This is a genomic window from Variovorax sp. 10N432, assembly GCF_056394465.1.
Window position 1 is genome coordinate 141,360 of the sequence record NZ_JBFTHX010000003.1, and the last position, 13,529, is coordinate 154,888.

At 69.8% G+C, this 13,529-nt stretch carries 13 protein-coding genes; 5 read left to right on the plus strand and 8 right to left on the minus strand.

All coding sequences use genetic code 11. The features are described from left to right. Nucleotides 1-35: 35 nt before the first annotated feature. Nucleotides 36-218 (minus strand): hypothetical protein, encoded by a 183-nt coding sequence (locus AC1DF3_RS04915; RefSeq protein ID WP_478138987.1) that lies wholly within the window; start codon nucleotides 216-218, stop codon nucleotides 36-38. Between AC1DF3_RS04915 and AC1DF3_RS04920 the strand changes: the two genes are divergently transcribed. Next, nucleotides 217-726: a hypothetical protein gene (locus AC1DF3_RS04920; RefSeq protein ID WP_286530479.1), complete on the plus strand. Its 510-nt coding sequence runs from the start codon at nucleotides 217-219 to the stop codon at nucleotides 724-726. The genes AC1DF3_RS04915 and AC1DF3_RS04920 overlap by 2 nt on opposite strands. A gap of 44 nt (nucleotides 727-770) precedes the next feature. Here the strand turns inward: AC1DF3_RS04920 and AC1DF3_RS04925 are convergent, their stop codons facing one another. The 7 genes from AC1DF3_RS04925 to AC1DF3_RS04955 form a co-directional block, all read right to left on the minus strand. Then, nucleotides 771-1,985, minus strand: a complete 1,215-nt coding sequence (locus AC1DF3_RS04925) for a PP2C family protein-serine/threonine phosphatase (protein WP_478138988.1) — start codon at nucleotides 1,983-1,985, stop codon at nucleotides 771-773. Nucleotides 1,986-1,987: 2 nt separating this feature from the next. Beyond that, complete coding sequence (locus tag AC1DF3_RS04930) at nucleotides 1,988-2,482, minus strand: Rab family GTPase (RefSeq protein ID WP_286509461.1); 495 nt, start codon at nucleotides 2,480-2,482, stop codon at nucleotides 1,988-1,990. Nucleotides 2,483-2,495: 13 nt separating this feature from the next. Beyond that, nucleotides 2,496-4,358, minus strand: coding sequence for an OmpA family protein (locus tag AC1DF3_RS04935; protein WP_478138989.1), 1,863 nt, complete (start codon nucleotides 4,356-4,358; stop codon nucleotides 2,496-2,498). Between the two features lie 52 nt (nucleotides 4,359-4,410). After that, the gene (locus AC1DF3_RS04940) at nucleotides 4,411-5,034 is read right to left on the minus strand and encodes a hypothetical protein (protein WP_286530475.1); all 624 of its coding nucleotides are present in this window, start codon (nucleotides 5,032-5,034) and stop codon (nucleotides 4,411-4,413) included. 57 nt (nucleotides 5,035-5,091) lie between these two features. Next, nucleotides 5,092-5,529 carry an ATP-binding protein gene (locus tag AC1DF3_RS04945; RefSeq protein ID WP_286525888.1) on the minus strand — a complete coding sequence of 146 codons (438 nt, stop codon included), beginning with the start codon at nucleotides 5,527-5,529 and terminating at the stop codon, nucleotides 5,092-5,094. Then, the gene (locus AC1DF3_RS04950; protein WP_286509457.1) at nucleotides 5,529-5,885 is read right to left on the minus strand and encodes an STAS domain-containing protein; all 357 of its coding nucleotides are present in this window, start codon (nucleotides 5,883-5,885) and stop codon (nucleotides 5,529-5,531) included. The genes AC1DF3_RS04945 and AC1DF3_RS04950 overlap by 1 nt, the downstream gene beginning before the upstream one ends. A 193-nt stretch (nucleotides 5,886-6,078) precedes the next feature. Further along, a complete protein-coding gene (locus tag AC1DF3_RS04955) occupies nucleotides 6,079-10,380 on the minus strand; it encodes a GAF domain-containing protein (protein ID WP_478138990.1) in 4,302 nt (1,433 codons plus the stop codon). Between the two features lie 165 nt (nucleotides 10,381-10,545). Here AC1DF3_RS04955 and AC1DF3_RS04960 point away from each other — a divergent pair, with 165 nt between their 5' ends. From AC1DF3_RS04960 to AC1DF3_RS04975, 4 genes are all read left to right on the plus strand, one after another. Then, complete coding sequence (locus tag AC1DF3_RS04960; RefSeq protein ID WP_301807864.1) at nucleotides 10,546-11,073, plus strand: hypothetical protein; 528 nt, start codon at nucleotides 10,546-10,548, stop codon at nucleotides 11,071-11,073. 47 nt (nucleotides 11,074-11,120) lie between these two features. Further along, the gene (locus tag AC1DF3_RS04965; protein WP_286530469.1) at nucleotides 11,121-11,351 is read left to right on the plus strand and encodes a hypothetical protein; all 231 of its coding nucleotides are present in this window, start codon (nucleotides 11,121-11,123) and stop codon (nucleotides 11,349-11,351) included. A 15-nt stretch (nucleotides 11,352-11,366) separates the two neighbouring features. Continuing rightward, entirely contained in the window at nucleotides 11,367-12,344 is a 978-nt protein-coding gene (locus tag AC1DF3_RS04970; protein WP_478138991.1) for a LysR family transcriptional regulator, read from the plus strand. 181 nt (nucleotides 12,345-12,525) lie between these two features. Next, nucleotides 12,526-13,464: a helix-hairpin-helix domain-containing protein gene (locus AC1DF3_RS04975; RefSeq protein ID WP_478138992.1), complete on the plus strand. Its 939-nt coding sequence runs from the start codon at nucleotides 12,526-12,528 to the stop codon at nucleotides 13,462-13,464. Nucleotides 13,465-13,529: the final 65 nt, after the last annotated feature.

Consider the following 13,529-nt stretch of genomic DNA (forward strand, 5'->3'; position numbering starts at 1 on the left):
GTGAAATCGGCACGCGGCGATTCGGGCGAATGCTTTCAAGCTCGCGCGATGTCCGTGATCTGTCCCAAGTGCCATACCGAGAATCGCGCGATCGCGAAGTTCTGCATCGAGTGCATCAGCACCTTGCCGACCCCGCGCGCCGACGACGGCTTTGCGCCGACTTTGCGGTTGCGCTGGCCCGCCGCGACCCGGTCAACGGGCGCGGAGGCGCCGCCCATGCAAGTCCAGGCGGCGGACAGCGTCGCCGCGGCGCCCTTCGCCAAGGGGCTGTGGGTCAGCGTGGCGGCGCTGAGCGTGGCACTGCTCGTCGGCGCCGCGGGCTGGCTCGTGGCCGGCGCTGGTGGTTGGTATCTCTACAGCGCCGGCAAGGCGCAGGCGAGCCCGGTCAGCGAGCCGGAGCGCGTCGCCGCGCCGGCGCCCGCGGCTCACCCGATCGCGCCCGCGGCTCAGCCGATCGCGCCCGCCCCTCAGCCGATCGCGCCTGTCCTGGCCGAGGGCGCTGCCGCGGCAGTGGCGCGCCCGCCGGCGCCGCCCGCAGCTCCGAGCGCACGTCAGGCGGTGGCCGGCGCGCCGCGGGCGGCGTGCGCCGGCATGGGCTTCATCGCCGAAGCCAGGTGCATGGCCGACCAGTGCTTGAAGCCGCAATTCACGCATCATCCGCAGTGCGACGATGTGCGCCGCCGCCAGCGGCTCGAGGAGGCGAAGCGCAATCCTGTCGCGCCCTGACCGGCGCGGCAGGGGCGGTCGTGTGCGGCGAATGAGGGGCCGGCTCAGAGCGTCATCTTGAGGATGGTGAAGTCGTCCTCGAGCACGCCCGGGCCATGGGCGTCGCGCGCGCATTCCAGCAGTCGGTCCAGCTCCGACGCCCCGCCGGCGACCGGCCGCGAAAGCGCCTCGGCGAGGGCCGAGAACTCGAGCATGGAGCCGTCCGGCCGGCCGACCTCGTAGGTGCCGTCGCTGAAGACGTAGAGCCGCGCCGGCGATGGCAGGAGGCAGCGCTCCTCCTGGTAGCGGGCGGCCGGCGAGATGCCGATGCAGGGGCCGTTGGCCGGCAGCGGCCGGCCCTCGCCGGCGGCTTCGCAGGGGCCGCTCACCAGCAGGGCCGGCGGATGGCCGGCCGAGGCATAGCGCAGCTCGCCCGTGGCCCGGTGATAGACGCCGTACCAGACGGTGGAGAACAGCTCGCCGTGGCGCTCCATCTGGTAGGCCTGGTTGAGCGCGGTCAGCACCGCGGCGGGGCTGCGGAAGTCGGTTCGCTGCAGCGCTTCCGAGCGCAGCGTGTCGGCGACCGCCACCGACAGGAGGGCCGAACCCACGCCATGGCCGCAGACGTCGATCAGGTAGAGCGCGAAGTGCTCGTCGTCGACCCAGTGGTAGCCGAACGAGTCGCCGCCCAGCTCGGTCGAAGGCACGAAGCGCCAATCGACCCCCAGCGGTTCCGCGAGCGGCGGCGGCAGGATCGCGCGAACGTAGCGCTCGGCCTCGCGCAGCTCGTCCTGCAGCCGGTCGTGCGTGACCTGCAGCGCCTCGCGCGAGGCGGCCAGCTCGCGGTGGGCCAGGGTCAGCTCCTGGTTGGCCGCCTCGAGCTGCGCGATCAGCCTGGCCTCGCGCTGGCTGAGCAGGGTCATGTCGTAGGCTTTCTGCTGCACCAGCCGGGCTTCCTCGTATTCCGCGGTCACGTCGAGCAGCAGGATCCAGACCGTGCCGTCGTCGGCGAAGAAATGGACGTCGGCCACGCGGCCGCTGGGCATTTCCATCGAACGGATCAGGAACGGCGTCTCGACCAGCGGCAGCAGCCCTTCGAGGAACGGGATCTGGTCGCTCGCCAGGCCGCCGGACTGCAGGCCGGTCAGCCCGTAGTGGTCCAGGTGGCCGCCTGCCTGCACGAGGTTCTGGGCGTCGTCGACGACCAGGTGCGCCAGCACGCGCTGCGCGTGCAGCAGCATCAGGAGCGAGTCGGAGATCCGCGCCGGCAGGTCGAGCATGGCTATCGGGCGAGCAGCGCCGCCAGTTCCTGGAAGGTCTCCTCGACCGCGGCCCCGGTCTTGGCGCTGGTGCGGCGAAACTGCCATCCGGCGGCTTCCAGCTGCGCGATCCGCTCCATCGAGATGGTCCAGTCCTCTTCGAGGTCGGCCTTGTTGAGCAGGGCGACGAAAGGAACGCTGCCGATCTCGGCATCGACGCGGCCCTGGATCGAGACCGCGGTGTCCAGGGTCTCGGGCCGCGTGCCGTCGATCACCAGCAGGTAGCCCGCCGCGCCGCGCAGGTAGCTCACCCGGACGGCCGCGATGTCGTCCTCACCGGCGATGTCCCACAGGATCAGCGCCATCTGCTCGCTGCCGACGGTGAGCAGCTTCTTGTCGATCTTCACCCCGACCGTGGTCAGGTAGGCGTCCGAGAAAATGGTGTCGACGAAGCGACGCACCAGGCTGGTCTTCCCGACGCCGAAGGCGCCGAGCAGGCAGATCTTCTTTTGCAGCATGTGTTGACAGGTCCTAGTCGCCGGTGCTGACGCCGAAGGACACGCGCCGGTTCATCGACAGCTCGTCCTCGCTGGCGCCGGGGCGCAGCGGTTCGAGCGGGCCGGCACCGCGTACCGCGAGCACGGAAGGATCGACGCCGCGGGCACGCAGCATCGAGCGCACGACCTCGGCACGGCCCACGCTGAGGGCCAGGTTCGAGGTGTCCTTGCCGGTGGCGTCGGCGTGGCCGACGATCGTCACCTTGACCGGGAAGCCCTGGTCGCGCGCCACCTGGACCAGTTCGCGCATGTAGCCGGCGACGGTATCGAGCTTGGTCTCCTGGTCGGCCGCGGGCCGCGGCATGCTGAAGTCGAAGTGGATCAGCTGGGCCTGGATCGCATCGCGCAGGCGCAGGTAGTCCGGGTCCTGCACGTCCTTCAGGGCGCTGAGGTCGACCTTGGGTGCGCCGGCGGGCAGGGTCTGGACGAAGGCCCGCGCCTTTTCCATCCAGCGCTGGGGCGCGTTGCCGCTGGCGCGGATGCCGCTCGCGTCCTGCGCCAGGATGACCGTCGGCGGCGGGTCGAGCGTCGCCTGAAGCCGCTTCAGCACGATGGCCGGATGCAGCGCCTGGTAGGGTTCCCAGCGGCCGACGATGCGCGCTGGATCGAGATCGGTCTTCGCCAGCAAGGCTTCCGGCTGCGCCGCCAGCGGGTCGCGCAGCCCGGACACCAGCCACTTGCCGTCTCGCCGTTCGGCGTTCATCACGACGATGCCGGGCTGGTCCTGCAGGCTCGACACATAGGCGTCGACGTGGCGGCGCTCGATGATCCGCTGGCCGACCCACCAGCCCAGCGCCCCCAGCAGCAGCAAGGGGATCAGCCACATCAGCGGCGAGACCTTCCTGTGGGTCTCCGCGGCCTGGGACAGCAGGCACAGGCGCAGCAACGGCTGTGCTGCTTCGAAAGGCGTCGTGTCGCCGGAGAATTCCTCCAGAGCGCCGCGCCACTGGTCGTGCACCGAGCCCAGCGTCTCGCCGAGCCGCGTGCGCAGCATGGCCGGCGGCGTGCCGTGGATCACGGCGGCGAGGAAGGCCGACGGGCCTTCCTCGCACCACAGCAGCAGGTCGCCCAGGCGCAGGCTGTCGATGCCGCCGCTGCTGGTGCCGCCGCTGGCGGATTCGTCGAACGAGTCGCGCACGAAATCCTGGATCGCCGAAAGCATCGCCGACACCAGCTGCGGATCGCGCGTCGTCGCGTCGTCGCGCGCCACGTGCGCCAGCAGCAGGCCGGTCTTGCGATGGATCAGGAAGACGTGGTCGACCCGGAACACAGCCGTGTGCTTGAGCACCACCTCGGCGAAGCTGCTGCCGGTGCGCCAGGCCTCGATGCGCCACTTGAGCCCGCGCCACGACAGGCTGTGCTTGAGCGCCTGGTTCAGCGATTGCAGCGAGCCCTCGAGGGTCTCGGCGATGGCCTTGCGGATCGCCGGCCCCATGACGGGGTACAGGATGTCGACCATGCGGCCCGGGTTCTTCTGGATCGACGCCTGGGTGGCGCGCTCGACCGTGGGCGAGATCGCGAGGCCCAGGCGGTCGTCCTGCGCCGCCGCCAGCGCGAAGGCCGCGGGCAGCACCGAGCCCACCGCGTCGGCGAGCTGCTTCGGATCGTCGAACTTCTCCTGCAGCTGCGCCAGCGCCACCCGCTCGCGTTCGAGCAGCACGCGGCGCATCGCGTCCAGCCGCGGGTCGGCCTCCAGGCGGCTCGGCAGGGTGGCCGCGACGCTGGGATCGACGCAGCGCGCCAACTCCAGCAGCAGGGCGGCGAGCCGCGCCTTCTGCTCCTCGTCGGAAGGCTCGCCTGGCGCGTGCGTCGCGGCCAGCGACAGGCGTGCGTTCACCGCGCCTCCGCTCGGGCGCGCGCCCGTGCCGCTGGCGCTAAGGTCATGCGAGTCAGCCGGCGTGGCCGTTGCTGCCCTTGGGCGCGACGTCCTGGTTCAGGCATTTGGCGATCTCGACGAACAGGCCGGCGAGCAGGTTGCGGTCGGTCTTGACGTTGCTGAGCTCGGCGAACATCCGCTCGGTGGTGGCCCGGGCGTCATCCTGGCGCTTGCGCATCTCGTCGCGCAGCACCTGGACCTCGTGGCTCAGTCGATCGGTGAACTCGCGCTCCTGGCGCGCCAGCTGGTCGGACAGCTGGGCCAGCCGCTTCTCGAGCGTCTGCGTGTGGTCGCGCAGGCTGCGCTCCAGCTCCTTGTCGGCGTCGGCGCGCAGGTCCTTTTCCTCGCGGAACTGGCCGGCGACCGATTCGAGCTGCTTCTTCATCGTCGACTCGAGGCTGCTGAGCCCCCGCGACGACTCGGTCTCCATGTCGCGCATCCGCTGCTGGAAGCGGTCCTCGAGGATCGAGAAGCGCTTGTCGTAGTCCTGCATCTGGTTGCCGAACAGCAGCTCGCGCATCTTGTCGACGCCGGAACTCTCGCCGGCGCCGTTGGGTTGGCCGGCGGCCAGGGCCGCCTGCGCCGCCAGCGCGCTCTGGGTGTCGATGCTCATGGAAGGCTTGGCTGCAGTTGCCATGGAGAATGCTCCTCGGTGGTGGGTTGACGATGGGTGGTGAAATCAAATCAAAGGCGCTCAGGGCGGCGCCGACGCCCGGAACAAAAGAGTCAGGCAGTTGCGGCCGTCGTGGTGGCTGTAGCGCAGCCCGTCGGAGAAGCGCCGCACGATCGGAATGCCCCAGCCGCCGATCCGGGCATCGTCGATGCTGGTCGCGCGCGCCGGTTCAGGCACCTGCCGCGGATCGAACTCGCTGCCCTCGTCCTCGACTTCCAGGGCCACGTCCTGGCCCTGCCAGCCCAGCCGCAGGAAGATGTTCTGCGCGCCCTGGCTGCAGGCATGGGTCATGATGTTCGTCACCACCTCGGTCGAGCAGAGGTCGAGGTTCAGCGCGACGCGCGGCGGCAGCCGCTGGCCTTCGGCCCAGTCGTGCACCCACGCACTCACGCGCGCGAGTTCGCGCAACTCGCTGCCGACGGTGAGGGAGGCTTGGGGCTCCCCGCCGGTGGCGGCCATCAGCGGCTCCCGGCTCCCGCCATCAGCGCGCTGCAGGCGGTGTCGACGTCGGGGTACACCGGGATGATCGTGTCGATGCCTGCCATCTTGAGTACCTCCGCCACGAGCGGTTGCGGACTTGCCAACGCCATGACGCCGCCGCGCATCGACTGCGCCCTCGCGTTGACGACCAGGGTGCGGATGCCGATCGACGCCAGGAACGAGACCTCGGACAGATCGACCACCGCGAGCAGCTTGCGGTTGGCCACCAGCGCCGACAGGCGCACGTTGATGTCATGCCCGCCGATGCTGTCCATGCGCCCGACCAGACTGATCTTCTCGACACCGTCGGCCAGTTGCTCGCTTCTCAGATCCATACGCTCTCCGCAGTCGTTTTCGATAGGGGGCTGATCGGGTCCGTCGTATGCCTGCCTCGCACGCAAGTTCTTGTTTTTAAAAGAAAACAAGATGCTCTTTCGAGCAACAAATAGAACCTTTTTCTAGCTTACGCCCAAATTGCAGCCTCGTCGACAACGGGGCCTCATCAAGCCGATGGACGCCGTCGGGTTCTCAACGATCCTGGCGCGGCGGCACGTTCCGCAGGGCCTCGACCAGCCGATCGACCCTGATCGGCTTGGTCAGGTAGTCGTCCATGCCGGCGCCGATGCACATTTCCTGGTCGCCCTGCATGGCGTTGGCGGTCATGGCGACGATGCGGGGCCTGCGGCCGGCCTCGAACAGCGTGCAGATCTGCCGGGTGGCGTCGAGCCCGTCGAGCTCGGGCATCTGGACGTCCATCAGCACCACGTCGTAGGTCTGGCGCTGCACCGACTCGACCGCCTCGATGCCGTTGGAGGCCAGGTCGGCCCGGTAGCCCATCTGCTGCAGCAGGCGCAGCGCGAGTTTCTGGTTCACCACGTTGTCCTCGGCCAGCAGGATCCGCAGCGGATGCCGCGCCGCCATCGTCGGGTCGATCTGCGGCTTGGCGCCGGCGCTGTCCGTGGGCCGGGTGGCGACCGTTTCGTGGGCCAGCAGGCTCACCAGGGTGTCGAACAGCGCCGACTGGTGGATCGGCTTGGACAGGTAGGCGTTGAACAGCGACTCGGCGTCGCCGGCCTCGCGCCGGCCGAGCGAGCTGAAGAGCACCAGCGGCAAGCTGGCGTGGTTGGCGCGGATGCGGCGCGCGAGATCGACGCCGTCCATCTCCGGYATGTGCATGTCGAGGATCGCGAGGTCGAAGCGCTCGCCCTGGGCCAGCCAGCGCAGGGCCTCGGCCGGCGATTCGGTGGCGCGCGAGTCCATGCCCCAGCGGGCCGTCTGGAGCGCCAGCACGCGCCGGTTGGTCGCGTTGTCGTCGACGATCAGCAGGTGCTTGCCCTGCAGTTCGATCTGCACGCCGCTGACGATGCGGCGCTTGCTCGGCGGCGCATCGGAGGTCGCCACCTCGAGGGTGAAGAAGAAGGTCGAGCCCATGCCCGGCCCGTCGCTCTCGACCCACATGGTGCCGCCCATCAACTCGGCCAGCCGCTTGCTGATCGCCAGCCCGAGGCCGGTGCCGCCGTACTTGCGGGTGGTGCTGGAGTCGGCCTGCGAGAACGACTGGAACAGCCGGCCCTTGCCCTGCGCCGACAGGCCGATGCCGGTGTCGCGCACCGCGAAGGTCAGCGCGACCCGCCCGCCCGGCCGGGCATCGGCGCTGACCGTCAGCACCACCTCGCCGGCCTCGGTGAACTTCACCGCGTTGCTCAGCAGGTTCAGCAGGATCTGCCGCAGCCGCGTGAGGTCGCCGCTCACGCCCACCGGCACGTCGCCCTCGAACACGTAGGCGATCTCGAGCTTCTTCTCGGTCGCCCGCGTGCTGACCAGGTCGAGCGCCGACTCCACGCACTCGCGCAGGTCGAAGGGATGGGCCTCGATGTCCATCCGGCCGGCCTCGATCTTCGAGTAGTCGAGGATGTCGTTGATGATGGTCAGGAGCGCATCGCCCGAGTCCCGGATGGTCGAGACGTAGTCCTGCTGCTCGGCATCGAGCGCGGTGTCGAGCAGCAGCCCGCTCATGCCGATGACGGCATTCATGGGGGTGCGGATCTCGTGGCTCATGGTCGCCAGGAAGGCGCTCTTGGCCTCGTTCGTGGCCTCGGCGGCGGCCCGCGCCTCCTTGGTCTCGTTGAACAGGCGCGCGTTCTGGATCGCGATCACGGCCTGGTCGGCGAAGGTCTCGAGCAGCCGGATCTCCTTGTCGGCGAAGGCCCCGGGGGGCTGGCGCGCAACGTGGATCGAGCCGATGTAGCGGCCCTCCCAGATCAGCGGCGCCAGCATGATCGCGTAGCTGCCGATCTTTTCGCCGAGCTCGCGCATGAAGACCGGCAGGTTCGGCTCGGCCAGCGCGTCGGGGATGTGCAGGACCTCGGGCCCGGCCATGGCCTCGCCCATGGGCGAGTGGTCGATGGGCCGCGGATAGTAGCGCTCGAGCGCCTCGCGGGCCGAGCCGCGGTGGGCGCCCAGGTGCATCATCCCGTCGTCGCCGACCAGGGAGATGCCGAGCTGCGTGCCGGAGAACAGGCGCTGGCAGCTCTCCAGGATCTTGTCGAACACGGGGCGAGCGTCCTCCATCGATTCGCTGATGACCTGGAGCACGTCGGCGGTCGCGGTCTGGCGCTCGAGCGCCTCGCGGGTCTCGGTGGTCAGGCGGACGTTGTCGATCGCGATGACCGCCTGCTCGGCGAACAGGTTGAGCAGGTCGACCTGCCGCTGCGGCGTCGGGCCGGGGTCCGGCCAGGCCATGGTGATGGCGCCGATCGGCTCGCCGTCCTTGAGCATCGGGGCGGCGATCACGCGGCGCCGGTTGCCGGAGTTGGCCAGCCGGCGGTCGTAGTCGGGGTCCGACCACGCGTCCTCGATGCTCAGGGCCTGGCGCTCGAGGATCACGCGCCCGTTCATCTGGCGCCGGTCGGGCGGCGCCGGCCACACCGTGCGCGCCGCCTCGAGCGCCTGCTCGGACCAGTTGCGGGCCGCCGCCAGGTGGACCTGCCGGCCGTCGAAGCTGAAGATCGCGGCGGTCGGGCCTTCGAACAGCCACATGGTGCAGTCCAGGATCGCCTCGAACACCGGCATCACGTCGTCGGGCGATTCGCTGATGGCGCGCAGCACGTCGCTGACCGCGGTCTGGTATTCGAGCGACTCGGTCAGCTCCGCGGTGCGCTCCTCGACCTTGTGCAGCGCCACCTGCGTTTCATTGAACAGCCGGGCGTTCTGGATCGCGATGACCGCCTGGTCCGCGAAAGTCTTGAGCAGCGCCCGCTCGCTCGGGCGGAACGGGCCGGTCTCGGTGCGCTGCATGCTCAGGATGCCGATGCCGCGGCCCTCCCAGATCAGCGGCGCCGCCAGGTTGGCGTAGCTGTAGCCGATCAGCTCGGCATTGCGGCGCAGCACCACCGGTGCCGCCGGGTCGGCCAGCACGTCGGCGAACTCCACCAGGTCGCCGGTGCGGAAGGAGACCTCGGCCGAGGTGCCGGCCAGCGGCATCGGGTAGTTCGCCTCCATCGAGGCGGCGAGCTGAGCCAGCCGAGCCTCGCCGACCGCGGCGCGGCCGGCCGCCGTCATCTGCCAGCGGGTCAGCGCCAGGTTGCCCTGGGCATCGACCATCAGCAGGGCGAAGGAACTGCCGTCGAACAGGCGCTCGCAGCACTCCAGGATCTTGTCGAACACCGGGCCGGGGTCGGCCAGCGAGCTGCCGATGACCTGCAGCACGTCGGCCGCGGCGCTCTGGTGGGCCAGCGCCTCCTGCATCTCGCGGGCGTGGCGCCGCGTGTCGTCGAACAGGCGTGCGCTCTCCAGCGCCAGGCCCAGGCTGGCGGCCACGGCTTCCAGGAGGTGGATCTCGTGGGCGCCGAAGGCGTATTCGCGTTCGTGGTTCTGCAGCGCGATGATGCCGAGCGCGCGGTCGTTGCCGATGATCGGGACGGCCGCCATCGACAGCGCCCAGTCGGTGCCCGGCGCGGGATGCAGCCCCATCCGGGTCTGCTCCTCGCGGGTGTTGAGCACGCCGACCTCGCGCTTGCGCATCACGCGCGCCAGCGGCTCGTCCGGTTCCAGCGGCCGCGCCGGCGGCCGGGGCAGGGGCTTGTTGTGCTCGTAGCGGTACATGACCTGCACCAGGTTGGTCCGGTCGTCCCACCACACGATGTTCAGGTCGCCGGAATCGAAGACCTCGCGCAGCCGGTCGCCCACCAGATCGACGATCGCCTGGAAGCCCAGCTTGGCCGCGATCCCGCGCTGGATCGCGTTGATCAGCGCCAGTCCGTCGTTGCGCTGCTGGAGCTCGTCCTGGCGCGCGGCCAGCTCGCGCTGGAGGCTTTCGCGCTCGCGGCAGCGGGCCAGGGCCGCCGCCGCCTGGCGCGCCAGCGCGGCCAGCAGGTCGCGGTGGATTCGGTCGAACCGGCCCAGCCGGCCTTCGATGTCGGCGTAGAGGTAGCCGAGCAGCTCGCGCTGGACGACGAGTGGCGCGATCAGGCAGGAGCGCTGCTCGCCCGGCGCGGCGTGCTCGGGCCCGTGGCGCAGGCTGGGCTTGCGGCTCTGGCGGGCCTCGGCCAGCCACGGCGCGATGGCGCTGAACAGGGCAGTGGCATCTTCGGCCGGCGGCAGCAGGGCGCCGGCGCCGTGCAGGCCGGCCTCGGTGTCGAGCACCAGCAGCACCCGCTGGGCCCCGAGGAGCCGGGCGGCTTCGTCGACCAGCGCCGCCTGCAGCGCGCCGCCGTCGGCCAGCGCGTCGAGCCGCAGCCCGGCCTCGACCAGGCGCTCGAACGGGTCGCGCAGCGTCCGGCCCGCGCGCGGCGGGTTCTTCGACAGGGGGCGAGACCGGGACTCAGCCATGGGGCAGGTGCCTTCAGCGATCAGCAGCTCGATGCGCGGGCGGCGCACCACGGCGCCAGTCTAGCGCCTGACTTGTACAACAAAGGGTATATCCGATTCGTGACTTTTGGGAGGCGCTGCGGAACAATCGCTGGGGCTCCAATTCGCTGACAAGGAAGAACCAAAATGCGCAGATTGAAGAGGTGGACCGCTGCCGTGGCCGCGGTGGCGGGGATGGCGCTGGCGGGTTGCACCACCACCGGCACGGGGGGCGGCGAAATCGTGCAGAAGGGCCAGCCCGACAAGCCGGTGCTGTTTTCCTGGAAGAGCACCGACGGCGGCATCACCGGCACCATGACGGCCACGCTGCCGACCGCCACCTTCCAGGGACCCTTCCTGCAGATCACGCAGCAGACCCGGAGCGAGGCCATGGCGCCGATGTGGGGCGGCGGCTGGCCGGTGGGCTGGTCCGACTGGTCCTACTGGGGCTATGGCAGCGTCGCGGGCATGGGCGGCGGGGGCATGATGCCGGGCTTCGACCCGGTGCAGTTCGCCACCGTCTACAGCGGCAAGGTGATCGCCAACCTGAAGAGCCCGCAAGGCGGCCTGATGCGCTGCCGGCTGCACATGCTGCGGCCCCAGCAGGGCATGTCGGGCGGCGGCACCGGCGAATGCCAGATCCAGGGCGGCGCCACCATCCAGGCCAACTTTTGAAGACGGGGGCGCCTGTGCGGGTCCGGCAAACCCTCAGCGCAGTCCAGATGAAGCTGGTGCTCGAGCTGCACGAGCTTCGCCTGGTTTCGTGCGCCGAGTCGACCCAGCTGCTCGATGCCTGGACCCGCCTGGGCACGTTTTCGAACGAGCAGCGCTGCGCCGTCGATGCCCTGTTCGCGCTCTGCTACGACGACATGATGCGCGGCCTTCACGATGCCGCCGACGGGCCCGAATCACGTGCCGTGGTCCGCGCGGAACTGATCCGCAAGCTCGGCTGAGCCGGCGGCGCGCCCATGCAGCAGAAAAGAAATGACAGCGGCGAACTCAATTTCTATCTCCTGAAGTGCCTGGTCGCGCTGGTCGACCACTCGCATGTCTCGCGCGCCGCGGAGGCGCTGTCGATCAGCCAGCCCGCCATGAGCCGGGCGATGAGCCAGTTGCGCGCCGTCACCGCCGATCCGATCCTCGTGAAGGGCGGCACCGGGCTCATCCCCACCGCCAAGGCGCTCCAGCTGCGTGAATTCGCCGAGCGCATCCTGGGCGAAATGAGCGAATTGCTGGGCAATGCGGTGGCCTTCGACCCCGGCAGCACGCGCTACCTGTTCCGGATGGTCGCCACCGACTACCTCGAATGCCTCTTCATGGAAGGCCTGGTGCAGCACATGGGCAGCCGCTATCCGGGCATCTCGATGTCGGTGCGGCACCCGGTTCACCCGTCGCAGTTCAACAAGGTGCTGGAAGCCGGCGAGGTCGACTTCGCGGTCGGCATGCTGCCGCCCAGTCTGCGCGAGCTGCGCCACCGCCTGCTGTTTCGCGATCGGATCATCTGCGTGGCGCGCGCCGGCCACTGGGCGATCGGCCGAAAGCTGTCGGCCGCCGAATTCGCGGCGCTCGGGCACGTCGTGATCATGCCCAACACGGTCAACTGCTTCGGCGAGGTGGTCGACCAGGCGCTGGCGGCCCAGGGCCTGGCGCGCAACCGCCGCTTCGTCACGCCGAACTACCTCACGGCGCCGCACCTGCTCGAAAGGACCGACATGGTGGCGCTGCTGCCACAGTCGCTGGCGGCCCGCTTCCAGCAGCGCTTCGGCCTGGCCGAGCTGGCGCTGCCGGTGGAGGTGCCGGAATTCGAGGTCTACATCTCGTGGCACGACCGCACCCACCGCCACGCCGCCCACGTCTGGTTCCGCAACCAGGTCATGCAGAGCCTTGACCTGAACGGCCACGGGCCTGATTGGGCTTACGCATTGATGCCTACATTCAATAAGTGAATAGTGTCAATCCATTCCTGGCATGGACAAGGGCCGGCGGAGTCCCAATACTGGAACAACGCCCGTTGATTCGGCAAGCAACCACGGTCCGACGGGACCGGTACCTGTATCGATAGCGACTGCGCCTATGTCTTGCACGATCCGAACCGTTGATGACCTCGCCCAACTGCCGGATGCTCAATTGCTCGCCTGTTTCGGCGCCCTCCGGACCGCCATCCACGAGGCCAAGCGCCAGCATGCGGATGCGCTGCGCGACAACCTGATCCCCTCCGGCGCGCCCTTCGAGTTCCGCTCCTTCGACTGGCGCCCCCGGGGGTCCCAGCGCTTCAACATGCCGGCTCAGCTGAGCCCCGAGACGCCGATCGACGAGATCTCCATGCGTTCCGGGGCCCGCGACGCGCTGCGCAACCTCAGCATCTTCTGCATCGACGACCTGTCGGCGATCAGCGAACAGGAATTGCTCAACGAAGAGGCGATCGGCGCCAAGACCGTGGGCCGGCTGCGCGAGGCGCTGATCCGCGTGGGGCTCGACTTTCTTCCCAACGCCGGCGCGGAGGGCCCCGTCCCGGCCGGCGCCGAGCCTGAGGAATCGATGGCGGGCCCGGGACCGGGTCGGCCGCGCTTCGTGGAGGTCCGCAAGCTGCTGAGCGAGCAGGCGCGCCAGTCGCGCGACACCAGCGTGAGCGAGAGCATGGACTGGATGGGCCTGTACGCCTACCCCTCGCAGCTGCTGCGGCTTCGCCCGGGCGATTCCGGCGTCTTCGTCTGCCCGCCGGCCTGGCGCGGGCGCCTCGGCACGGTCTGCGGTGTCTGGGTCAAGGGCAACACCGACTGGGCCGCGCGCTTCCCGGCCGGCACGCCGTGGAAGGACGTGTTCTGGACCGAGGCCCACGTCGACGGTCTGAAGGTGGTGCGCGCAGCGCTGCCGGGCCAGTCCGCCAGGGAGCTCCCGCGGCACTTCGTGTTCGCGCCCCGGTCCACCATCTCCATGCCGGAGCCCGGACTGCCCAAGCTCGACCAGGTGGTCTCGCTGTGGCGCAGCCCCAGCACGGCGAACGAAGGGCGGCGGGTCGAGCCGCCCAGGGACCTGGCCATGGACGACCAGGCGGCGTCCGGCTGACTGGGGCCGACCCGGCAAGTCCTGCGACTTCACGGCCGGCCCTCGCAGGGGCGGTTCGCGACCCC